This window comes from Furfurilactobacillus sp. WILCCON 0119 (assembly GCF_053471565.1).
In genome coordinates, this window is the sequence record NZ_JBPCCV010000002.1 from 375959 (window position 1) to 397894 (window position 21936).

Genomic DNA, 21936 nt, shown 5'->3' on the forward strand with positions numbered 1-21936 from the left:
ATCCGTTCAAACAGTGGTTTCTTCAAGGAGCCGCTTCACTTAATCCATCATTTTTTGTCCAAACCGTGCTCTGCCAGATAATCGCCGGGCAATCATTCCCAACCACGTTCCGTTTGTCTGGGGATCACGCTGACCGCCACGCTTCAAAATTTGGTTGTCAAACCGTTTAAAGATGGCATCATTTTCGCGCTGAATTCGTTGCTTTGAAGAAACATTGGACCAAATCACCCGGGTAGACCGCCGTTTAAACGTCACGATTGGCGCTGCCACCAACATCATCACTTGTTTACCCCAACTAACCGGATAAACGCCCGGTTGTCGGTCGGCGGTTACTGGCGTATTCGTGGCCGCTAGCGGTTCCAGTGGCTGCTCAACTCGCGCTCGTGGCTGTTTCGGCAATTGCCACCGCATGGGTTGGTCAACTGTTTCACTCACCGGCACTGGCTGTTCTGTAAATTGATGGCCCACTTGAATAACGAGCTGTGTTACCAGAACTACTGGTTGGTCTTGAGGCACACTCACCGACTCAACCATAGCTGGTGGTGTTGGTTGGTCAACTGGTTTTGAGTTCGTTAGTTTTGTTGGCGGCGTTACTGGTGGCGCTAGTCGTTTTAGGTGCACGGCGTAGGTTTGTTGACCAGAATCACTAGTAAATGTTCCCGTCCCGCCATCACTAAACCCATCACTCACCAGCTGATACCCTTGTGCCTCGTACCCTTTGATGCGCGCCGTTGTCTCATACTCGATGGGGTCCTCTTCAATTCCTGTCACCAGATCCGTTGCTAGTGGCTGGCCGGTCGTGTCATCAACGTACGTTATCGTAGCCGTTTTGTTACTTTTATAATAAAAGATGACTGCTTGTTTATCGGTTGTTAGCGTCGCTGCACCGTACACACCATCGGTGCCAGCTGTTACCACCGTGTCATTGTTCTTGTAATAGTTCCAGTTCGTTGCTGTATAGCCAGTAATCGGCTTTGCGACAATGATACCAAGATTGGCATCAATACTTGCACTGGTGCCATACACGTCCTGCGAGGCAATCGTTGCCCCCGTAACGGCATCTTTGTAATACGTCTTAACCAATTCACCAGAAATTCTGGGTGTGCTCAGCGTGACTAACCGTAAGGACGAATCCCCATGAAACGTAATTTCAAACTGCATGTTAAACGTTGTCGCTGGTGTCGTTTGTTGCGTCACGAATCCCGGAACTTGTGGAAAATACCAATAAATTGCTTCTGTCCCAGAGATGGGTGAAAGTTGCTGAATCACCGCGGTCTTGGGAATGACGTACACCATGCCAGTTGCCATGTTCGTCACGGTAATTGCAGACCAATCCGTAATGTCCGCATGATAATAAAGAACTCTGTATCGCTGAATCCAAACGGTTGTTGCCGTATCACCTTGTGGGCTAACGTACGCGTTCATGTTTGTGATGTTCACTTGCTTGGTATAACCATCGGTACTTGGCTGTTCTGACCACGTCCCGGTGTTAAGCGCATTGCCGCCGTCCTTTTGCCAGTTGTTCCAATCAATGCCCGTCGGCGCAGATGACGTTGGTGCCGCCGCGGCCAGCTGTTGCTGCGCAACCCGTGCGGTCGGCTTCACTGCGTTAGATGTCGGAGTAGGTGCTGTTTTCGCTACTGTTGATGCGGCCGCCGAAGTCGCTTCGTGGCCATCCGAGCCAGCCGCCACAGATGAAGTCCCAGCTTGTGACATATTTGAAGCTTTCTGTGATTGATTACTCCCGTCCATTGATGACGAAGAATTAGCCGCTGCCGTGCTCTGTGAACTTGCTAAATCAGAAGCTGAAACACGCTGTTCTGTCGTCGCTGCCTGTGCGTTAGCGGTGACGAGGCCCGTTCCTACACTCAACGAACTCAGGGTCACCCCCATCACTAACCATCGTTGATTTATTTTTTTCTTCTTTGCCTGCATTACTTATCAGCCTCATCCTTCACTGGCCGTTGTTTCAACTCAATAATTACATCAGCCAGATGCTCCCAATCCACCGGTAACGGTGGATTTTCCCAGGTCACCTGGGGGACAACACTTTCCGGAAAATAAATATCAGAGAGATATAAATCCGTCTTTGCGGTCACAACAGAATCTACCTGAATTTCGCCAGGGGCCAAACTCAGCACGTTACGTTTAATGTACTCGGAATAAATGTCTCCCTGTGAGAAATCGACCGTCACATTGATTGGAACCGCAAAGTACGCGATTGGCACAACGTTTAACAATGTGAACATCAACGAGTAATAAATTTGCGTCAACATTGCTTCGTCGATCTGACCAACCATCTGTTTCTGACAGGCCATAATCAGTCGTTCAACAGTTGCATGAACACGTGGATAAGTTTCCTGAAAAAACGAAATCTCTGTGGGCGATGCAAACGTGGCTAAACTATAAAACGGATACTGACACTTTAAATTAATTAATCGAAGCGATTTTGTTAGGTCTGCCATCATCTTAGCGGGTAATGTTGCACTTACTGCATTTGAAATAATGTTAAGTTGCTCTTGTGTCACCCGGGTGACATTTTCCTGCAATTCAGGCGACAATGTGGCCCCCGTTATGGTTAGGGCATCGATGATAACTAAGAATTCATTGATTGCATTAATTTCAAGTGTTGCCATATCATCGTCAAGGCTAAACTGTTGCTTTACATATTCCGTCAACAGCGGAACGGTTGACTGTACCTCGACATCTGTTGCTTCAACCCACTTTTTCATCCGCAATCTTGTAATCTGAATGGCACATAGATACTGTAGCTGAATCCGCTGTGTAATTGTCAATCGGACCTGCTCTAACTGGCGAATTCGCTCCACTTCTTGTTTAGCAGCAGCCGTGATTCCAGCACTAAACGGAAATGTTGCTCCATTGAAAAAGTAATAATATACGCCAAACAATGAACGCCGTAAGGCTGCTTCGCTTCGCTCATCCCATCCGGGTAAGGATGAAACTGTTAGCGCAATGGTTGTCTTTTGTCGGTAGTACACTGCCCGACTAATTCCTAAGCGACTTAGAAAATCACCAAAATTATCTTGATCATCATATAAATACGTACGGGTAAAAATTTTAAACCGAATCGAATTTGACGCTAATCTTTGTAATAGCGCTTTCATTGTTTGCGACGTTACGCCGCTTGTTTGAATTCCTTGATCAAATAAAATAATCGTTGGACAATTATCCTGATCAAACAGACTTTCCATTTGATGATTAATCATTTCGATAATTCGCTTTAACTTATATGCGCTGATTCCAAGATCAGCAAAAACATTATTCAACAAAATGACATCACGATTTTTATCAAGAATATACTGCAATAAACGGATCGATGTTTGTTGATCTCGATCTAATAGCGCTAAATACCGGTCATCCATCAAGACTCTCCATGTTCCAGAACATTTAATAAATTTAAATATCTTTATGCTTCAGTAATTAAGCAATTAAATTTACTATATATTTATTGCACTAAACTAAAATGTTTTCAATCTTTATTTCTTTATTAAAATTATTATTATTATATTTCCTGCAACTTTCTACAGACAAAAGGGTCGCTACGGTTTTATCCGTGGCGACCCTTTACCAAGTTGTTAATAATAACGTTTCATCATCTACCGATGTGAAATAAGCCTGTTCGCTTCACTTTCTAACCGAAAGAGCGTACCCTCCGGACTCTGCCGGAAGTCGTTTGCAAATGTCTCACTCATTGGGTCAACACGCCCAACTTCATCACCAACAATGTCTTCAACAACTAATTGGTTTCCAGCCCACGACACTTCGTCATAGTGACCATCCAATAAGTAATCGACCCAGTACTGTAACGTATCATGAACGGCGTTTGCCATGACCTGTTCTTCCGTTACTTGATGATCATCATCGCGCCGCGCGTTTTCTTCCTGAACCTTTAAGAGGACCTCGTGCATGTTTTCTGGAATTTCTTGACTCATTTTCTCACCTCGTTAATAAAACTCTTGATTTTATTATACCGTTTGTCACCTACCTTGGTGTACATTCGCTAACATTTTCTGCTGTTTAAACCCACTTCATCCGGCGGGGGTCACAATGTGTCGGTTAAAATACCCATCCCCGCATGGCATTCTTGCTCTGGCTCTCGAAAACGCGGGTACAGGCGCAGGTCGCTTCTCATCTAACACAAACGGGATTCATGGACCAAGAACGTCCATAAATCCCGTTTGTGTTACCTGAGTGGGCCTAAACGCGCCTGTTCCCGCTCTATAAATTAATATCCATGTTGAACGTTAGCTTGGACATTTTCAAACCTTCCGTTACCAAATGACCAATCAATGCCATTGTCTTTTCACGCATTGCTGCCACAATCTTGTGGTTTGCGTCCGTTAAGTGTGCCGTCAGCTCATCACCCGTGAGGTGCTTATCTGCGGCTTCCTGTTCGATGGTTGCCATCATGCGGCGCATCTCTTCACGACAGTCCTTCAAATAATCAATGTCTTCTTGAATGAAGTGGCTGTAATGACTTTCTGTCAGCATCGCAATCGTCCGGTACATCCAGTACGCATCCTTTACGTTATACGTCATGGATGTGTTGCTGAAGCTATCGTCCGTATCCGTTGCGTTCGCATAGAATGGCAAGAATGGCGTGAACGTTGGCACCCCAATTGAGAGCCACATCACAGCAGACATTGCTTCAGGAACATCCGTCCGGATCTGCAAGATGTGACTTTGTTGCGTCCGGTTCAATGAAATTGGCCGGTAACGCGTCTTGTCTTCTTCAGAGCCATGGCCCATTGGGTCAAACGGTGTTTCGTTGTAGTGAGACCCCTCGATGTATTCAATGTCTTCCAAACTAATCAACCGGCTTGAATGACAAATGAACGGTAAGTTACTTGATTCTGGATCTTGTTTAATTTCAGGGTTCAGGCACCGTTGAGCAAACCAAACACGTGGTGTGTTGTAGTGGCGGTCCTTTTCTGTATCAGTCCCAAAAATATGACGGAAGTTCCAGCCCGTCTTGTCAGGGTTTAAGTGGTGTTCATCAACAAATTCACGGATCCCGTCAGACCACATAAAGTTGTCTGGATCGTCAAAGTCAATTTGTTCTTGGCCCACTTGGTTTGCAGTGATGACGTAGGCGTCATCTGGAATCCGTGAAGCCACCCAGTGATGGCCCGTAACGATTTCCATATACCAAATGTCCTTATCGTCAGCAAAAATCACCCCATTACCTTCAGGTGACCCGTACTTAGCAATCAGGCCACCTAAGTAAGTGACCCCTTCTTTAGCAGAATTGATGAAGGGCAAAACCATCGTTTGCATCGTGTCTTCAGCCATTCCGTCAACAACCAGCGGATCGTAAGCCAAAACCTTTTCGTTCGCGTACACACTTTCTGTGGCGGACATGGCGATGTTCTTTTCGTTGAACCCACTTTCGTCGTAGATCCCTTCGCTAGGAACATCAACGTTTGGCGTTCCTTGGTACCGGTAGCCACTTTCTGGCAATGGTGCCTTGAAGCCATTTTGTGTGGACACTAGGTTTTCATGGCGACCACTAACTGCAGGGTACATCACAACCTTTTGTGGTGTGATTGGTAAGAACGTGTCATCATTTCTGGCAATCATGACGGAGCCATCAACGGACGCCTTCTTACCAACTAAAACTGTGGTACATGCTTTATCCCATTTCATCGTTATTCTACCCTTCTCAACAAATTTTTCGTTTCTGTTAATTTACTTATTTTAACTCACTTCAGGTTGGAGTACCACTCGCGAACCCGACCACAACATTCGGCACCACCATCTTTGGTATAATAACTTTAATTACAATTAAAGGAGTATTTCCATGCAAAATTTTCTTTTTGATGTTGATGGTACCCTGATTGACTCCGAAAAAATGTACATGCTGTCCATGCAACGGGCCCTCGCTGACTTTGGCCATGACTTTGCCTACGACCAACTGTCACCAACGTTTGGCACCACTGCCATGATTGCCCTGCACGATGTAGGCATCACCGATGATGAAGCGCCTGCCGTTCTGAAAAAGTGGCAAGTGTACGAAGATGATTATTACGACACCATGCACGTCTATGCCGGTGTTGAGGCCGTTTTAAAGCAGCTTCATGAAAATCACCGACTTAAAACGGCCATCGTCACGTCCAAACTGATGCCCGAATATCAACGTGATCTGATCGACAACTTTAATTTGGATCAGTACATGGATGCCCGGGTAACCGCTGATGAAGTGGCACACGGCAAACCATCACCCGAATCACTAAACGCCGCCATTCATAAACTCACCCTTGATCCCCAAATCACCGTTTACGTTGGGGACACCATTTACGATCAACAGGCTGCTCATGCCGCTGGTCTCAGTTTTGCACTTGTTACATGGGGTGGGCCAAAGGATCAGGCCTTAATTCGTGACAGCGATTTTGTTATCGACAAACCACATGACTTATTAAACCTGATTGATTAACTCTCATCGTCAGCACCACTTTTGATGCAGAAAGGCGCTCATTATGATCACTTATCATACGGTTAACGTTGCTGGATTAGACATCTTTTATCGAGAAGCAGGGGCCAGTGACAAACCCACACTGCTGCTTTTGCACGGCTTCCCCACCGCGAGTCACATGTTTCGTGATTTAATGCCCCAGTTAGCGGCGCACTTTCACTTAATTGCGCCGGATTTTCCCGGTTTTGGCCAGTCCAGTGCGCCGGACCACACAACGTTTAGCTACACCTTTGACCACCTCGCCGAGGTGACAACGGCCTTTTTAGAACAGCTACAACTGGACCACTTTTACATGTACGTTTTTGATTACGGTGCGCCCATCGGTTTTCGGATTGCCACGGCCCATCCAGAGTGGCTTCTCGGGATCATTAGCCAAAATGGGAACGTTTATCAGGAAGGTCTGGGCGAGAAATGGGCCACCCGGCAGGACTTCTGGGATCACCCAACGCCTGCTAAACGTGACCAGTATCGAACCGCCTTTGCACCAGAAACCATCAAGCAACAATATACGTTTGGAACGCCCGCAAACAGTGTGTCACCAGATGGTTATACACTGGACATTGCCTACACCCAGACACCTGATTATGCAGAACGCCAGTTAGATTTGATTTTCGACTATCAGACTAACATCAAAATGTATCCCGCGTTCCAAACATACTTACGGACGGCGCAACCAAAACTTTTGGCCATCTGGGGGAAAAATGATTCCTCGTTCATTTACCCCGGTGCAGCCGCCTTTAAAAAAGACGATCCGAACACGAAGGTCATCCTTGTTGATAGCGGTCACTTTGCCCTTGAATCACACGCAGATGTCATCGCAACGGCCATCAGGGATTACTTTGTCGACGCATAACCACGTGATCTAATCTAGCTAACGCAAAAACGCCCACATGGACAAGAAGTCCATGTGGGCGTTTTATAAACACTTTAGTGAATTCCAACAATCGTTGCGAAAATTGGAACCACAATATCAATAACAATACTGATGATAACCACGGCAATGGCAGCCATTGAACCTTGGGCAGAACCCAACTTCAACGCAAAGGCTGAACCAACCGTGTGACCTGATGTTCCCAAGCCAAGACCAGTCCCGATTGGGTCTGAGTTCAACCGGAAGACCTTAACAAGCCAACCACCCAGTGCGTAAATGATCACGGCGTTTAAGATACATGCCATGGCCGTTACGGCTGGGTTCCCACCAATCGCAGTGGCAATTGGTAAGGCAATCGCTGTTGTTGCAGCCTGTGGCAACATGGAAGCAATCCCAACGGTGCTCAAGCCAAAGGCCTTTGAAATTCCGTAAATCACAAACAGTGAGACGAAGGCCCCAATGATCAAAGACAAGAGAATTTCTAACCAGAACTTCTTCACGATGTCGTTACGTTTGTACAACGGAACCGCAAACGCAATCGTTGCTGGGTTAAGGAACCAGAAGATGATGTCCCCACCTGGCTTATAGGCCATCGTGTAGAACTTAGCGGTGTCCATTCCCAACATCTTAGCGAGAATAACTAAAATAATAATTCCAAGAACCATCCCAACGAATAACGGTTGGAATAAGAAGAAGCCGTTGGTCTTTTCGAATAACCATTGACCCAATAAATAAACGGCGATGGATAAGAAGATCCCAAAGAACGGTGTGACAAAGTATGCCAGAGGTCCCTTGATGACCGGAGCGGCGGCAGCCGCTAAAATTGATACGGACATGGTGTAACCCTCCCTTTACTTTTCGTCCTTTGAATTAACCGTTGCGTCACCATGGAACCAGTTGACCCGAATCCAGATGAACAAGCGCGTTGTGTAGGCCACAACAACCAGTAAGACTGCCGTGGACAAAATGATGACACAGACGAGCTTCCAACCTTCGTTTTGCAAAATGCCTAACGTGCCGGCAAGTTGAATCCCCGATGGAACAAACAGAAAACCAATCAAGCTGATCATGATGGCTCCAAATGAGTCAACCCATTCAACCTTCACGATTTTAAACGTCAGTGCTAAGTACAGCAGAACCAGCCCAATAACGGGGGTTGGCAATGGGAACTTAGGGAACGTCTTGCTGACATATTCAGAAATCAGCCATGAAATGAACAAAATCGTGGCGTAAATTCCGATTTGGATCAGAATCGGTGCATCCTTTTTCGGTGCAGCGTCGTTGCTGGGCTTATTATTAGCAGCCATAACAACATCCTCCTTAGTGTTTGTGAATAATTGCTTAAATGAACCAAGACCACTCACTTCGGGTAATCCTGTTTACGTTTAAATTTTAGTAGATTCATCACCAAAAAGCACGTATTTACAGCCAAAGGGCCGAATTCTCTTCTGAAATACCCTCGTCACAATCTGGGTTACTTTTCACCTTGTGCAAAGGTTAGCGAAATTAACTAATAAAGCGGATACTAACGGGGATTTCAGGTGTAAAAGTTGGCCGGATTCTTCATTAGATAACGCCGCACCTACACAGTCGAAACGCGAAAAAGGGCGCAGGCCCACTTAAATAAGGCCCTGGTGCTCATGGATAAAGGACATCCACCCTTCGCTCCGCACCTACACAGTCGAAACGCGAAAAAGGGCGCAGGCCCCGATTAAATAACGCCGCACACTCCTGGATAAAAAACATCCATCAGTGTGCGGCGTTATTTAAGTGGGCCTAAGCGCGCCCTTTTTCGCTCTGTTTTTCTTACATGTTTAATCGTTGTTTCATTTGCTTCACAAACGAACGGCTCACTGGCACCTTATCGCCATTGATCAACGTGATTTGGTACGTGTGATTAAACCACGGTTCCACCTCCGAAATGGCCCGCAAATTGACCACAATACTCCGGTGGATCTGCATAAATTGATCTGCTGGGAGCCGGTCGATCAACCAGCTCAACGTTTGGTGTGCGTGAAACTGACCGGTCACAGTGGTTAATTTCAACTCGCCGTTTTCCACAAAGCACGTTAACAAGTCGTCCTGGCGCAGCACCCGCGTTTTATCATCCTCAGTGATGGAAATCATTCCGCTGACTCCTGCCTGGGTTGTTTGCAATTTATCACCAGCCTCATGCGCGTCGCGAATCGCGGCAGCTTTTGTCAGTGCCTGATCGATTCGCTCCTGTTCAAACGGCTTTAGAACATAATCCACCGCGTCCACGTTAAACGCCTGAACCGCGTAGTTATCGTATGCCGTTGCAAAAATCACCAAGGGTGGCGTCGCTAACTGTTTCAGTTTATCCGCCAGATCGAAGCCACTTTCATTATTTAACGCAATGTCCAAAAAGACTAAATCCATCGGTGTTGTGAGTAATAAACCGATCGCTTCGTTAATTGTTTCCGCCTGAACGACCTGACGGACCAGCGGATTGTGTGTCAATAAATACGTTAGTTCATCACGGGCTAACGGTTCGTCGTCAACGACCAAGACCTTCATTTAATGCGACCTCCTTTCGGGGAATCCGGACCGTTACCGTTGTTCCCTGTTGACCTGTTTCAAACTTCAAATGGCTAGCGGAACCATATAGTCCCGTCAGCCGTGCATTTAAGTTTTCCAATGCCGTGCCGCTACCATTAGCTGACGCGACAACCTGGTGGCCCAACTGCGGCAGCACCGTTGCGTCAATCCCGTGACCATTATCCATGACCGCCACAACCAGTGACGTCGCGGTCTCCGTCACACTAATTTTTACCACGTTGCCAGACCGGCGATCGCCAAACGCATGCCGAATTGCGTTCTCCACCAAAACCTGAATTGTAAACGGTGGTAGCAGCACATTAGCTGCCGTTTGAATGTCAAACTGAACGTCATACTTATCTGGAAAACGCGTTTGTTCCAAGGATAAGTACGCATCCACATGCTCCCGTTCCTGCCGCAACGGGATTTCCGTTTCCCGAACCCCTTGTAAATTGGTCCGAAAGTACGTTGATAATTGTAACAGTAGCGTTCGCGCCTTATCTGCGTCCGTCCGCATTAGCGCCGAAATCGTATTGATCGCATTGAAAAAGAAGTGGGGATTAACCTGCGCTTGCAGTGACTTGATTTCCGCATCCTTCACCAACTTTGACTGTTCCTCCGCCATCCCTAGCGCTAACTGGCTGGAAAAAATGGATGCCAATCCGGTGGCTAATTGCTCCTCAACCGGCGTTAAATCCTTGGCGTTCGTGAAGTACACCTTGAGCGTTCCCACCACATGCTGCTGAACAACTAGCGGGATCACAACGGCTGCTTCCAGTGGGCAATCGTGGTGCGGACAGCCAATTTCTGCTCGTGAATGGGCAATCCCCATGGTTCCTGTCGCCAACACCTTTTTCGACAGTTCCGTCATCACTTCTTTTTCCGGGATGTGGTGGTCGCTTCCGGGGCCGACATGCGCCAACACAGCGGTTGTATCCGTAATACCAATAGCGTCAAAATTCGTATAGTCTCGGATAATTGTGGCCGCTTGTGTCGCGTTGATTTCGTTTAATCCGGAACTAAAAAACGGCACCGTTCGGTCAGCCAACTCTAACACATCATGCGTCTGAACCGCCCGTAATTGCTCTTCCTGGCGAATATACGCTGAGATGATCGAAATAAAGATAGCCGTTCCCACACTGTTTAAAATCATCATTGGAAAAAAGATCAACCGAACGAGTTGAAACCCAGCGTCACTGAAAACAAAAATAAAAATCATCTGTACCGATTCCATCGTCAAGCCGGTCAAAGCCGAGGCCATCATGGTTGGATACTTGTCTCTATTAATGTAACGTTGCCCAATTCCACCGGACAACACCCCAACAATCACTGAGCTGGCAATGTAAAAAAGGTCAGACCCATTTCCTTGAATGACCCGGTGAATCCCGGCAATGAGCCCAACGATCCCACCAACCACCGGCCCACCGACTAATCCTGATACGGTGATGGCAAGCGTTCTGGTATTAGCAATGGAATCAGTCGCCGGTAATCCCGTTAGCCATGTCGTGGATACCAGTGTGTTGTGGGGCGTAATTTCAACCCCGGTTAAGTTTGAAATAATCGCAAACGCTGCGAAAATTAAAATCAGGATGCCTTTGGACGTCCACGAATTTCGTTCCTTTAATAACCGGCGGAAATAACTAACATTGACCAGCAAAAACGCCAGCAAAATGATCAGTCCCACCCGTTGCATCATCAGTAAAAACAGTGTCAACATGGCTTTATCCTTTAATTCCTTGTCCTCGATAATTAGTATGGTCAATTATACGCCATTCCGTTAACTCCCCATAATCGAACACACTTTGTAATGATCTGCGTTTTACATCACCGGATGACTCAGTTAAACTAGGTTTAATCTCTAAAACAGGAGCCGGTTACCGTGTCAGAAGATCGTTATTATCAACCTAAAAACAGTAAAGACGCCATGCGTTACATTGAACGCTTATTTAATCGCTACAAAGACGCACCGATTACGCAAGAACTCGTCGACTACAATCATAATCTGACGGGTGCGCTTCGTGGCGATATCGCAACGGCCGCAGCCAATGAAAATGCGCCGCACCGCCAGGACGCCGCCATTGCCATGGCCGCTGAAATGGACCGGTGGGCCCGTGTTCGGGCGGCCGGCCAACCATACCGTGGTGAGCTAAAGCACTTCAAATTTGTTGGCCAAGCGGCAACACCGCGGTTTAAAGCAAACCCAATCAAAAACAATCAACGGGGGGCCATGCGCGCCTCACGCCACTAATTTGCACAAAAAACAGGGTATCCATGAACTGATTTCATCGTTCATGGATACCCTGTTTGCGTTATTTGATCTGTTGTTCGTTTGCCACAGAATTCGCCTGTGGATCACCAAACAAGAGTTGCGTCACCAGTTTAAAACTCCGCACCGTTGTATGGAGTTGATGATGGTTAGCGTTGTTCAATAAAATTTCGTGATAGTTCGGCACGATTCCTCGCACTAGGTAACGTAATGACTGTGCTTGCACGATTGGCACCGCGTTATCAGTTGCTTCACCATTCGTCGACCCGTACACATTAAAAATCGTTGCCGTTCGGTTAGCCGTCAAGTTTTGGCGATCAGCCAAGAGGTGTCGATAAATGTGCGTCGGACGTTTAGGTTCGCCCGATTCACGAATGTCTTTGGCCCGATCAACACCTTCATCCACCGGTGTCCCCAATAAAACCATCTTATTTAACCGCGGCAACCGTGGATCATTACCATAACGAATCAATTGACTCACTAGTGCACTGCCACCCCAAGAATGGCCGACCGCATTGTACTGGGTCACCCCATATTTTTGTTTCAATAGCAGCAAAATTTTGTTTAACCACTTTACCTGCGGCTGATACGTATTCGCCAGGTTCCGTGAGAACGTCACCTGAATCAACGGGTTCACGTCATCGGGCCGTAGGTGACCACGAACATGAATGTGACCAAAGACATCAACGTTGATTCGCATGACCTTCCCAGCCGTATGGTGATCCTGCATGTAACCAATCATTCGGTTAAACGAATTGGCCGATGTTGCCCATCCTGGCATGAAGATCGTTGGGGTCGTCGTGGTATGAACCGTTGGGCTGACCGTCGCCGTTGTAAGAGGCTCTGGGGCCACCCCAATGCTGATCACTTTTTCAAATAAACCAAATCCGGCGCACAGTGTTAAAAACACGGCTCCTGTAATTGCCCATCCACGTCTGTGCATTTTCTGCCACTTCCCCGTTCATTTATGTCACTCTACCGCTTTTAACGGCTGACCACCAGCGTAAGGCCGGTGTTGCTTGACCAATCTACCACACATTTAAAATAAATTCAGTTGTTCATCATTTGCTAACGTCGGTTTAACCGACTGGTCAGCGTGTTGGCCGCCGAGTGGTTGGACCTCATCTCGCGCCCCCGTGGGGTTAGCCACTGACATTGCATCCATCGTCTGATTCAGTAACTCATCGACAAACACGTTTCCGCGGTTGTCTGCGTGACCCTTCGTCCATTCAAACCGCAAATGCGAAAAGTGTGGGAGCTCTTCACTGACCGCCTGCCATAGTTCTTGGTTTGCGACTGCGCCACCACTGCTTTTTTGCCAGCCGCGCCGTTGCCACCCAGCTAACCAGTGTTTTGTGATCGCGTCCAGGACATACTTTGAATCGAGAACCGCTAAAATTGGTTGATCCGCCAACTGTGCCAGTCGTAACCCACGCAAGGCCATCAGGAGTCCCGTAATTTCCATCTTATTATTAGTGGCGCCAAACTCACCCAATGAATCAAAGAACTGGGTATCATCAACGTTAACCAAGTACGCCCACGCCGCTTTATCTCCGCTTCGAACGTGGCCACCCGCCACATTACCGGTATTCCGTGAGCCGCCGTCTGAATATAACACAATGCGCTCGTTTTGCTGGCTGGCTGACGTTTCAGCTACTGGTATTGCTGCGGCTGTTTTGGCTTGCTGTTGATATTGTCCGCCAGCCGCTAACCACTGCTTTGCCGCCGTTTCCGTGGGGAAACTCTTATACCGGGCACCAGCGACACCATCAACCTGCTGTTTTGCAGCCGGCCAGGTGGTGTAGATTCCGGGCTTCTTTCCCTTCGCAACTGCGTAAAATTTCTTTCCTGCCATCGTTACTCTCCGTTATTTAGTCTGTGCGTTTGTCCACGCCCGCCACATTTTCTGTTGGACAACAGGCATTGGGTACTCCTCAAAACGATCAACGGTGACCGCTTCACCCGCAAACAAACTCAAGTCTGGGGTTTCATGAAGGTCCACCGCTAACAGCCGAATTTGCCACTTTCGGTGCGTAAACGTATGGGTCACGCGCCGCCCTGCTACCGGCGTAAATGGCAATGACAGCGTCGTTTCCTGAGCAAAGTTTTCTTTGGCACGCTTCGCCAGCACTTCATCCGTTAGTACCGTTGTCTCGTCCTCATCTTCCGTTAACAACGCTGATTCTTCAATTAACGGAAAGGTCCATAAGTTTGCGAGAAGCCCGGTTGACGGGCGCTTCGTTAATAAATAGCCTGCTGGCGTCTTAATCACCAGTGCAACATAGTTCACTGGCACCGGTCGTGGTTTCGGCGTCTTCACCGGGTACTTTTGTTCGTCGCCATCAAGGTAGGACTGATTAAACGCCTTCACGGGTGAATGGGTGCTATCCGGATTTTTTGCCGCCATGTAACTACTTCCGAGATCCATAATGGCTTGGTTAAAATCACCAGGCCGCTTAGGGTCAATGATTGAATTAATGACTGTTTCAAAAACAGCGCGCGTCTCTGGCTTTGCAATGTCATTATCGATCTTTAGTAGTCGGCTAAAGACACGAAACGCGTTACCGTCGACGGCGGCCACGGGTTCACCAAACGCAATGCTGGCAATCGCACCGGCCGTGTATGGCCCAATCCCCGTCAACTCTTGAAGTCCGGCGGCCGTTGTCGGCCACTCACCATGCCGATCGTTGACGATTTCTTGCGCGGCCCGTTGTAGATTCCGTGCCCGTGAGTAGTAGCCTAATCCTTCCCATGCCTTCAGCAGCTGGTCTTCCGGCGCAGCCGCAAGTGCCGTCACCGTGGGAAAGGTCTTCATAAACCGCTCGTAGTACGGAATCACCGTGTTGACCTGTGTTTGTTGGAGCATGATTTCAGAAACCCACACGTGGTAGGGTTCTTGGTCACGCCGCCACGGAAGCTCCCGTCCCTCGGTGTCGTACCATGCCAAGAGTATTCGCCGAAAGTCGGCAATTTTTGTTGGTTCCCAGTGTTCCATAAACAGCCTCATTTTCTTTTATTAATGTAGCGTTATCGTAGCACATTGCCACTAACCGTGCATAAACAAAGGCCAATCTGTAAACAAAAAAGATGCTCCGCACATAACTGCCGCGAACCATCTCCATTTCATTATTTAATTTATAGCACCACGGCTGCGCACTCGAGGTCATCCATCACAAAGTTTACTGCGCGCTGAATCTGCTGACGATCGTGGCGATCCTCACCAATAACCAACAAATCGTATGAAAAGTCGGTACAGTACACTTCTTCTGTCAGTCTAGCTAAATTACTCCCCTGCTTAACCGTCACGCTAACCTTTGAGACGCCCATGGCTTTCGCAACGTCGCACAGATCTGCCGCAAACTTTTGCGCATCCGTCGTCATCTTTTTCATGTACCGGGGCGTTAGTGCGTTAAACACACTCAGTTGATCGTCATCGATCCAAACAATTATGCCAAGTTCTGCATGGTTCGTTAGTGCCGTTTGCAATGCGTAATCAAATGCATCAATGTTTTGTGTGTTGGCATTGGCGACGACAGACACCATGTCAAACCGGGTTGCTTCAGGTATTTTCATAAGCTCACTCCCGTTCAAAATAACTGTTTCCACTAGAAACTTTAATGAGTATAGCACCTATTGTTTCCAAAAGAAACATTTCGCGGTAAAATAGAATCAAATCATTTGAATGGAGCTTTTTATGGATCAAACGAAAATTCACCAGATGGGCGACCTTTATGCACGTCTATTAGCTTACGAAACCATGCACCACCCGTTTGACCAGCGTTTCCGCCAGGCTTTAATGCACGGTGGCCGGCGCGGACCGTTCGGCAATCATGGCGAGGAAAATCGCCACGTTATGCACGACATGCAGCACTGGTCAGAACACGTTAACCATCACTTTAATGGCCCCATGCGTGATGTTTTGGAGACCATTCAGGCACACCCTAACATCAACGCGCGGACCATCAGTGAAACACTCGACATTCTCCCTGGGACGTTATCAAAATACCTCAAACGTTTAATCAGTCGGCACTTGGTGGCGGAACAAACGAATCCTGAAAACCGACGAGAAAAATTTTACTCGTTAACAGACGCTGGCACCTGGCTTTTAACGGTTGCCCACGGGGTTCAAGAAGACGATCAGCAAAACCAAGATGACGTTTTTGAACAATTTAATGATGCCGAACAGGACGTCATTATCCGGTTTCTTACGGCCATGCAGGAACGTGACCAACATCCTGACCAAAACAGCGACTCATAGTACATTTTGGGCCAATTAAAAATGCAGCGGTGAGGCGCATTAATTGCCCTCATCGCTGCATTTTATTTAGCCCGCGTTTACCGTAACAACCAAGTTAGTCTTGGTATAGTGCGGTTGATAAGTACCGTTCACCATTATCAGCGGCTAATGTTAACACGCTGTGGCCGGCACCCAACTTTTTAGCTTCTTCAATGGCAGCCCAGACAGCAGCACCACCAGAAAAGCCAAGCAAAATTCCTTCTTGGCGAGCAACCAGGCGAGCTGTTGCAACCGCATCTGGCCCCGTAACATCCGCAACCCGGTCATAGACCTTGGTGTCCAATGTGTCTGGAACAAACCCTGTTCCAATGCCTTGCAACGGGTGCTTACCAGGTTGACCGCCGTTTAAGACCGCTGAATCAGCCGGTTCAACCCCAACAATCTGAACGTCAGCATTATTTTCGCGCAAGAACCGACCCGTTCCAGATAACGTCCCACCAGTGCCGATCCCAGCAACAAAGACATCCGGTGTGCCGTGGAAGAAGTCCACAATTTCTGGACCAGTCGTTTCGTAGTGGGCCTGTGGATTCAACTGGTTTTCAAACTGGCTTAACATCAAGTAACCGCCCTTAGCCACGTACTCTTTGGCAACCTTGATTGATCCCTTAATCCCTTCCGCACCTGGTGTTTCAATTAATGTTGCCCCGTAGGCACGCATTAATTGTTTCCGTTCTTCACTGGCGGTATCTGGCATAACTAAAATGGCCTTGTAGCCCTTGGCAGCAGCCACGGCGGCAATCCCAATCCCCGTGTTCCCAGACGTTGGTTCAATCAATGTCACTTCTGGCGTCAAGTCGCCACTTTCTTCGGCCGCTTCAATTAACTTTAAGGCGATTCGATCCTTTACAGAACCGCCTTCGTTAAAGGCCTCCAACTTCATGTACACATCCGCTGCGCCTGCTGGGACGATCCGTTGAAGTTTCACGATTGGTGTGTGGCCGATGTAGTTTAAAATGCTGTCAGTTGGTGTATTAGTCATGTTCATTACCGTCCTTTACATTTTCCTGGTTTGTGAGTTGTTTGTCATTATCTTTTAACGACCGTTTCGCCCAGCTATTAACAAGCTTAGCTGGGTTTCCGGCCACGGTCTCGCCGTTACCAACATCGTGTAACACGATGGCCCCGGCGCCGACCTTTGCATAATCATGAATGGTGATTGGTCCTAAGAGCTGGGCGTTCGCTCCCAACAACACGTGGTTCCTAATCGTGGGATGGCGGCGCCCCGCCTCATCGTGCCGCGAGCCGAGCGTCACCCCGTGAAGGATCGTGACATCATCGCCGACGACCGCCGTTTCACCGATCACGACCCCCATGCCGTGGTCAATGAAGAGTCGCCGACCAAGGGTTGCAGCGGGATGGATTTCCACCCCTGTGTGGTGCCGAATCCAATGGCTAAGGACTTCTGCCAAGAGTAAATGATCGTGGCGCCATAGCCAATTTGTCATCCGGTGGCCGACTACAGCTTGATAACCTGCATAGGTCAAAATTACCTGCCAACGACTGTGTGCAGCCGGATCTCGTTGGATGATGCTGTCCACTGTTTCAAACATCAAAAGCTCCCTTCAACAAAAAACACCCACTCCCCCAATTCAGCTTCACTTAGCCAAATTCCGGGAATGGGTGTTCAATCATTTATTCTGCACACTGGTGAACTCGCAACGGGCGTTACTTAAATAACCCACATGCCAGTCGCCGTCGGGGTGCTTAAACAATGACGTCGATTCCGTGAACTTAGCAACATCTCTGATTGAAAACAACACAGCGTCTTCATCATTTCAAGCACTCCTCTCTCTGTTTATTAATTGACCGTAGTATAACTACTTATTTTTTATCAGTCAACCATTTTATTAATAATTGAGTCCGGTTGATTGTTGACCACTAACGCTTATTTTCCACGAAAAGCCCACAATCCGTTATACTAAACATAAAATCATTTAAAAGGACCACACAGCTTATGAGTATTGCTTTTGCCATCGGCTTACTGCTAATTGCAGTCATTGCTGCCGAAATTGTTTATAACCAATTTTCAGCGATTCCACTCGCATTCTATCAAATTCTAGCTGGTGGAATTTTATCTTTATTTGCACTCTATCATCACTATCAGTTTGACCCTGAAATTTTCTTATTCGGGATCATCGCACCGATTATGTTTAACGACGCACAGGAAACGTCACGACCGGCCCTCACACGAAACATCATGGAGACCCTCTCACTGGCCGTGATGCTGGTCGTTGCGACCGTGGTGGTTGTCGGATTTGGCGTTCACTGGGTTTATCCCGCGCTGGCGCTCTCACTCGCCTTCATGCTGATTGCTATCGTCAGTCCCACCGATGCCACCGCCGTCAGTTCCATCACGAAAAATCTTCAGCTTCCGTCAGGATTAATGGCCACGTTAAAGAACGAATCCCTTTTTAATGACGCGTCGGGAATCGTTGCCTTCAATTTGGCATTGACCGCCTTTGTTTCCGGAAATTTTTCCGCCACGCATGGCCTGGTCGTCTTTCTAGAAACGTTCTTTGGTGGCCTTCTCGTCGGCTTCATCCTTGGGTGGATGGTCATTGCGCTCCGGTTAGGTATCATCCGCTGGAACATCGACAATTCCTCCATTAGCGTTCCGATTCAATTGCTGACCCCCTTCATCATTTACTGGGTCGCCGAGGAATTAAACGTTTCAGGAATTTTAGCGGTCGTGGCCGCTGGGCTACTGCATAGATTGGAAAAGGATCAGTTACGCCTGACATCCACCAAGGTTCAAATCGTAACCAGCAGCATGTGGGGCGTTGTGACAAACCTGTTAAACGGTTTTGTCTTCGTCCTCTTGGGCATCAGTCTCCCAACGATCGTCGAAAATCTTTTGGCCAAACATCAGATTTCCATCCTGACTCTTGTTGGTCTCGGCGTCGGAATTTATTTGCTTATGATCATCCTCCGCTACCTGTGGATTCGCTGTTTTCTTAATTTACCGTTTCACAGTGACCCCCGCCAATCAGCAGCCTTGTTATCACTGAGTGGCGTTCACGGGACCGTGACCCTTGCCATGGCTTTTTCCATTCCGTTTACCATGGCTCACGGGGTCGCTTTCCCCATGAGAAACGAGTTGATTTTTATTTCGGCCGTTGTCATCTTGCTCAGTTTGGTCACGCCGTTATTTACCATTCCGTTCATTCTGCCTAAACAAAATGAGGGCGAGCAGGAAAACTTCACAGAGGCCCACCACCTCATGCTGGACTACGCCATTGCCTGGTTGAAAAATAACGTTCCTGATACTTCAGAACGCCACACCGTTGTCGAAACGTTGTACAGCGAAAAGGGCACCGTCAGTCGGCCAGATCGGAAAACGGTCCGGGCGTTATTCACCGGTGCCAGTCAGGTTGAAGCCGACGCCATCACTGCAAAAATCGACCAAGGTGATCTGTCCCCTGCCGATCAACAAATTTATCAAAAGTATCTATACATGATTACCAGTCGCCAATCAAATACATCACGACGGTCACAAATCAAACTTCGGTTAAAGGTCATTTTTTCCCGCGCCTTTCACCCGCTGCGCAACCGGAAGTGGAAACGACAGAAACGGGCGTTTTATGAAAAAGCTGTCGCTGAACAATCACAAGCGGCATTAACGTCACAGGTTGCTCGGATTAACATTCAGGCGAGTGAAGGCTCAGCCGCTAATGCCACGAGTGCCGCCGGTCAGCCAATGAGTGGCACCGTGATGGTCTCTCAAGCGGTCACCCAGGCACTCAGCGCATCTAATCAATCAACACCTGCGTCCACAACAGCACTCGTTCCGACGACCGTCCAGGATCGATTTGCGGCCATGAACCACACCCGTCAATTGCTGGTTGCCATTGAAAAGCTGGGAAATGACGCCATCATGCAGTGGCTGTATAACCAAGATATTTCGCGTGATCCCGCTGCAATCAACGTCGTCCGTGATTCATACATCAAACGGTCACAACATTTCCGCCATGACCAGGATGCTGGTAACGAAAAGTCCAATGCCTTGTTCATCTCCGCCTTTCAGGCTGAATATCAATACATTCAGGACGCCCTTAGTCGTGAAGATATTTCGCAGTCCATGGCAAAGAGCCTGCGCCAACAGGTGTCCTATGACGAAATGATCTACATGCAAAACGATTCGATGTAGCCTTTATCGGCTCAACCCCAAACAAAACGGCCTTGACGAAAATTCTCGTCAAGGCCGTTTTAGGCTATTTTTGTCCATCCATAATGTCGTTTTGTTCTCTCAGTGTTGCCACCAATGTCTCTGGAATCGCTTCACTAGTAAATCGTTGAAGTGGCGTCCACTCATGACGATCTTTAAACGCCACCGGGTACACCGCAACAACGGCCACCATGAGGTTGTTTTCCGTCAAGAAGAGCTGCCCCAGACCCGTAAACTTTCCCCGCGTATGTTTGCCTGTTCGCCAATTATGCGGCTGGGCGTCCCCGCTTGGTACGTATTGCCCTGTTGCATTCGTCGTCACCGGAACCCCCAGGTACCGATGAACTTCATACTTTCCCTTCATGCGCACACTCCATTTGTTATGATTACCTTCGATGGTACCACAACTTCTCTGAACTGATGGCGCCCTTTTTTAACGTCATTATTTGGGGGACTAAAAATTGTCATTTGATTATCAAACCAGTTACACTTACCTTGTAATCAAATTCAATGATCGTGAGGTGAATCAATATGGCAGAATCATTTCCACGGGGTCAAGAACCAAACGAAGAACGGCGGACACTGACCGTTGATGGTGTTGAAATCACCCTGTTCGTTCGTGAAGATCACATCGTTAACAAGTAACGCAACCATTACCAGTCTTTACGGGCACATCATTTCCCGTAAAGACTGGTTTTTCGTTATTCATTGTTTACCGAAAAATGACGAAAACCATTGGCCTCATTGCTTTGTTAAGACGCCTATACCAATCGGTTGAATTTATTTTTAAAAAGTTGAGACCTGATTGTTGTAAGCGATTACGCATCGTGTTACTATACTGGTGAGGAAAGGAATTACCCTCCTCAATCGACGCCTTCTCATCTGCAACTGCACCGCGCTGGTTTTCAGAACCCCGGTCACATGTTGCCGCTACCCCAGCAGCAGTTAGCTGGTATTCCGCAGGTCACGTAACGCTTTAGATGTTGAAAAACATTGTTCCTCGCGCATTGATGACAGTTACGTCATCCGCGCCACCCATTAGTGACACAGTAGGTTACGGTAGCAGTCAGAACTTAACGTTTCATCGTACCAACGTCCCATTAAGAAGCACTGTACCAATTGTACTGAGTTGAGTAAATTGTTCTTACGAAGATTTATTTAAAGCAGGCGATACCAATGACCAATTGTGTTTAACAACGCAGATTGTTTCATGAGTTTCTTGAACCAAATCACAAGCTTCACTTGGGAGGTGTATGACTGATAAGTAGTCATATGTGTTCCACGC

General features: G+C 47.7%; 20 protein-coding genes. 5 read left to right on the forward strand and 15 right to left on the reverse strand.

Annotated features, from left to right (window positions below; all coding sequences use genetic code 11):
• Positions 1 to 39: 39 nt before the first annotated feature.
• From ACRYI5_RS05415 to ACRYI5_RS05430, 4 genes are all read right to left on the reverse strand, one after another.
• Positions 40 to 1935: a mucin-binding protein gene (locus ACRYI5_RS05415; RefSeq protein WP_448224534.1), complete on the reverse strand. Its 1896-nt coding sequence runs from the start codon at positions 1933 to 1935 to the stop codon at positions 40 to 42.
• Positions 1935 to 3383, reverse strand: a complete 1449-nt coding sequence (locus ACRYI5_RS05420) for a hypothetical protein (protein WP_407881159.1) — start codon at positions 3381 to 3383, stop codon at positions 1935 to 1937. Before ACRYI5_RS05420 ends, ACRYI5_RS05415 begins: the two co-directional genes overlap by 1 nt.
• Before the next feature lie 234 nt (positions 3384 to 3617).
• Entirely contained in the window at positions 3618 to 3953 is a 336-nt protein-coding gene (locus tag ACRYI5_RS05425) for a hypothetical protein (protein ID WP_448224535.1), read from the reverse strand.
• Between the two features lie 286 nt (positions 3954 to 4239).
• Entirely contained in the window at positions 4240 to 5667 is a 1428-nt protein-coding gene (locus ACRYI5_RS05430; RefSeq protein ID WP_448224536.1) for a C69 family dipeptidase, read from the reverse strand.
• 154 nt (positions 5668 to 5821) lie between these two features.
• Between ACRYI5_RS05430 and ACRYI5_RS05435 the strand changes: the two genes are divergently transcribed.
• Positions 5822 to 6454: an HAD family hydrolase gene (locus tag ACRYI5_RS05435; RefSeq protein ID WP_448224537.1), complete on the forward strand. Its 633-nt coding sequence runs from the start codon at positions 5822 to 5824 to the stop codon at positions 6452 to 6454.
• 43 nt (positions 6455 to 6497) lie between these two features.
• Complete coding sequence (locus ACRYI5_RS05440; protein WP_448224538.1) at positions 6498 to 7346, forward strand: alpha/beta fold hydrolase; 849 nt, start codon at positions 6498 to 6500, stop codon at positions 7344 to 7346.
• Positions 7347 to 7420: 74 nt separating this feature from the next.
• Here the strand turns inward: ACRYI5_RS05440 and lrgB are convergent, their stop codons facing one another.
• From lrgB to ACRYI5_RS05460, 4 genes are all read right to left on the reverse strand, one after another.
• Positions 7421 to 8200: an antiholin-like protein LrgB gene (gene lrgB / locus ACRYI5_RS05445; protein WP_448224539.1), complete on the reverse strand. Its 780-nt coding sequence runs from the start codon at positions 8198 to 8200 to the stop codon at positions 7421 to 7423.
• 15 nt (positions 8201 to 8215) lie between these two features.
• Positions 8216 to 8671, reverse strand: a complete 456-nt coding sequence (locus ACRYI5_RS05450) for a CidA/LrgA family protein (RefSeq protein ID WP_407881168.1) — start codon at positions 8669 to 8671, stop codon at positions 8216 to 8218.
• Positions 8672 to 9170: 499 nt separating this feature from the next.
• Entirely contained in the window at positions 9171 to 9902 is a 732-nt protein-coding gene (locus ACRYI5_RS05455; RefSeq protein WP_448224540.1) for a LytTR family transcriptional regulator DNA-binding domain-containing protein, read from the reverse strand.
• On the reverse strand, positions 9883 to 11640 hold the full coding sequence (locus ACRYI5_RS05460; RefSeq protein ID WP_448224559.1) for a LytS/YhcK type 5TM receptor domain-containing protein: 1758 nt from the start codon (positions 11638 to 11640) through the stop codon (positions 9883 to 9885). Before ACRYI5_RS05460 ends, ACRYI5_RS05455 begins: the two co-directional genes overlap by 20 nt.
• 162 nt (positions 11641 to 11802) lie before the next feature.
• Here ACRYI5_RS05460 and ACRYI5_RS05465 point away from each other — a divergent pair, with 162 nt between their 5' ends.
• Complete coding sequence (locus tag ACRYI5_RS05465; RefSeq protein ID WP_407881170.1) at positions 11803 to 12171, forward strand: hypothetical protein; 369 nt, start codon at positions 11803 to 11805, stop codon at positions 12169 to 12171.
• Positions 12172 to 12232: 61 nt separating this feature from the next.
• On the opposite strand, the gene ACRYI5_RS05470 is transcribed toward ACRYI5_RS05465, so the two are convergent.
• The 4 genes from ACRYI5_RS05470 to ACRYI5_RS05485 all read right to left on the reverse strand — a co-directional run bounded on the left by ACRYI5_RS05470 (position 12233) and on the right by ACRYI5_RS05485 (position 15762).
• Positions 12233 to 13132 carry an alpha/beta hydrolase gene (locus ACRYI5_RS05470; RefSeq protein ID WP_448224541.1) on the reverse strand — a complete coding sequence of 300 codons (900 nt, stop codon included), beginning with the start codon at positions 13130 to 13132 and terminating at the stop codon, positions 12233 to 12235.
• Between the two features lie 96 nt (positions 13133 to 13228).
• Positions 13229 to 14044 (reverse strand): ribonuclease H family protein, encoded by an 816-nt coding sequence (locus ACRYI5_RS05475; RefSeq protein WP_448224542.1) that lies wholly within the window; start codon positions 14042 to 14044, stop codon positions 13229 to 13231.
• A 12-nt stretch (positions 14045 to 14056) separates the two neighbouring features.
• Positions 14057 to 15184 (reverse strand): A/G-specific adenine glycosylase, encoded by a 1128-nt coding sequence (mutY, locus tag ACRYI5_RS05480; protein ID WP_448224543.1) that lies wholly within the window; start codon positions 15182 to 15184, stop codon positions 14057 to 14059.
• Positions 15185 to 15324: 140 nt separating this feature from the next.
• Positions 15325 to 15762 (reverse strand): hypothetical protein, encoded by a 438-nt coding sequence (locus ACRYI5_RS05485; RefSeq protein ID WP_448224544.1) that lies wholly within the window; start codon positions 15760 to 15762, stop codon positions 15325 to 15327.
• A gap of 121 nt (positions 15763 to 15883) precedes the next feature.
• Between ACRYI5_RS05485 and ACRYI5_RS05490 the strand changes: the two genes are divergently transcribed.
• The gene (locus ACRYI5_RS05490) at positions 15884 to 16447 is read left to right on the forward strand and encodes a MarR family winged helix-turn-helix transcriptional regulator (RefSeq protein WP_407881177.1); all 564 of its coding nucleotides are present in this window, start codon (positions 15884 to 15886) and stop codon (positions 16445 to 16447) included.
• A 94-nt stretch (positions 16448 to 16541) separates the two neighbouring features.
• Here ACRYI5_RS05490 and cysK read toward each other — a convergent pair whose 3' ends face one another.
• Both cysK and cysE read right to left on the reverse strand, forming a co-directional pair.
• Entirely contained in the window at positions 16542 to 17465 is a 924-nt protein-coding gene (cysK, locus tag ACRYI5_RS05495; RefSeq protein ID WP_407881179.1) for a cysteine synthase A, read from the reverse strand.
• Positions 17458 to 18036, reverse strand: coding sequence for a serine O-acetyltransferase (cysE, locus tag ACRYI5_RS05500; protein WP_448224545.1), 579 nt, complete (start codon positions 18034 to 18036; stop codon positions 17458 to 17460). The genes cysK and cysE overlap by 8 nt, the downstream gene beginning before the upstream one ends.
• A gap of 404 nt (positions 18037 to 18440) precedes the next feature.
• Here cysE and ACRYI5_RS05505 point away from each other — a divergent pair, with 404 nt between their 5' ends.
• The gene (locus ACRYI5_RS05505) at positions 18441 to 20633 is read left to right on the forward strand and encodes a cation:proton antiporter (protein ID WP_448224546.1); all 2193 of its coding nucleotides are present in this window, start codon (positions 18441 to 18443) and stop codon (positions 20631 to 20633) included.
• Positions 20634 to 20697: 64 nt separating this feature from the next.
• Here ACRYI5_RS05505 and ACRYI5_RS05510 read toward each other — a convergent pair whose 3' ends face one another.
• The gene (locus tag ACRYI5_RS05510) at positions 20698 to 21015 is read right to left on the reverse strand and encodes a DUF7671 family protein (protein ID WP_448224547.1); all 318 of its coding nucleotides are present in this window, start codon (positions 21013 to 21015) and stop codon (positions 20698 to 20700) included.
• Between the last annotated feature and the right edge of the window lie 921 nt (positions 21016 to 21936).

What these genes read in the sequence shown, in the direction of transcription:
- cysE (WP_448224545.1), bottom strand. Translation starts at nt 18,036, where the DNA reads ATGTTTGAAACAGTGGACAGCATCATCCAACGAGATCCGGCTGCACAC.
- ACRYI5_RS05425 (WP_448224535.1), bottom strand. Translation starts at nt 3,953, where the DNA reads ATGAGTCAAGAAATTCCAGAAAACATGCACGAGGTCCTCTTAAAGGTT.
- ACRYI5_RS05420 (WP_407881159.1), bottom strand. Translation starts at nt 3,383, where the DNA reads ATGGATGACCGGTATTTAGCGCTATTAGATCGAGATCAACAAACATCG.
- ACRYI5_RS05490 (WP_407881177.1), top strand. Translation starts at nt 15,884, where the DNA reads ATGGATCAAACGAAAATTCACCAGATGGGCGACCTTTATGCACGTCTA.
- ACRYI5_RS05435 (WP_448224537.1), top strand. Translation starts at nt 5,822, where the DNA reads ATGCAAAATTTTCTTTTTGATGTTGATGGTACCCTGATTGACTCCGAA.
- ACRYI5_RS05510 (WP_448224547.1), bottom strand. Translation starts at nt 21,015, where the DNA reads ATGAAGGGAAAGTATGAAGTTCATCGGTACCTGGGGGTTCCGGTGACG.
- lrgB (WP_448224539.1), bottom strand. Translation starts at nt 8,200, where the DNA reads ATGTCCGTATCAATTTTAGCGGCTGCCGCCGCTCCGGTCATCAAGGGA.
- ACRYI5_RS05470 (WP_448224541.1), bottom strand. Translation starts at nt 13,132, where the DNA reads ATGCACAGACGTGGATGGGCAATTACAGGAGCCGTGTTTTTAACACTG.
- ACRYI5_RS05455 (WP_448224540.1), bottom strand. Translation starts at nt 9,902, where the DNA reads ATGAAGGTCTTGGTCGTTGACGACGAACCGTTAGCCCGTGATGAACTA.
- ACRYI5_RS05505 (WP_448224546.1), top strand. Translation starts at nt 18,441, where the DNA reads ATGAGTATTGCTTTTGCCATCGGCTTACTGCTAATTGCAGTCATTGCT.
- ACRYI5_RS05475 (WP_448224542.1), bottom strand. Translation starts at nt 14,044, where the DNA reads ATGGCAGGAAAGAAATTTTACGCAGTTGCGAAGGGAAAGAAGCCCGGA.
- mutY (WP_448224543.1), bottom strand. Translation starts at nt 15,184, where the DNA reads ATGGAACACTGGGAACCAACAAAAATTGCCGACTTTCGGCGAATACTC.
- ACRYI5_RS05450 (WP_407881168.1), bottom strand. Translation starts at nt 8,671, where the DNA reads ATGGCTGCTAATAATAAGCCCAGCAACGACGCTGCACCGAAAAAGGAT.
- ACRYI5_RS05460 (WP_448224559.1), bottom strand. Translation starts at nt 11,640, where the DNA reads ATGTTGACACTGTTTTTACTGATGATGCAACGGGTGGGACTGATCATT.
- cysK (WP_407881179.1), bottom strand. Translation starts at nt 17,465, where the DNA reads ATGACTAATACACCAACTGACAGCATTTTAAACTACATCGGCCACACA.
- ACRYI5_RS05430 (WP_448224536.1), bottom strand. Translation starts at nt 5,667, where the DNA reads ATGAAATGGGATAAAGCATGTACCACAGTTTTAGTTGGTAAGAAGGCG.
- ACRYI5_RS05415 (WP_448224534.1), bottom strand. Translation starts at nt 1,935, where the DNA reads ATGCAGGCAAAGAAGAAAAAAATAAATCAACGATGGTTAGTGATGGGG.
- ACRYI5_RS05485 (WP_448224544.1), bottom strand. Translation starts at nt 15,762, where the DNA reads ATGAAAATACCTGAAGCAACCCGGTTTGACATGGTGTCTGTCGTCGCC.
- ACRYI5_RS05440 (WP_448224538.1), top strand. Translation starts at nt 6,498, where the DNA reads ATGATCACTTATCATACGGTTAACGTTGCTGGATTAGACATCTTTTAT.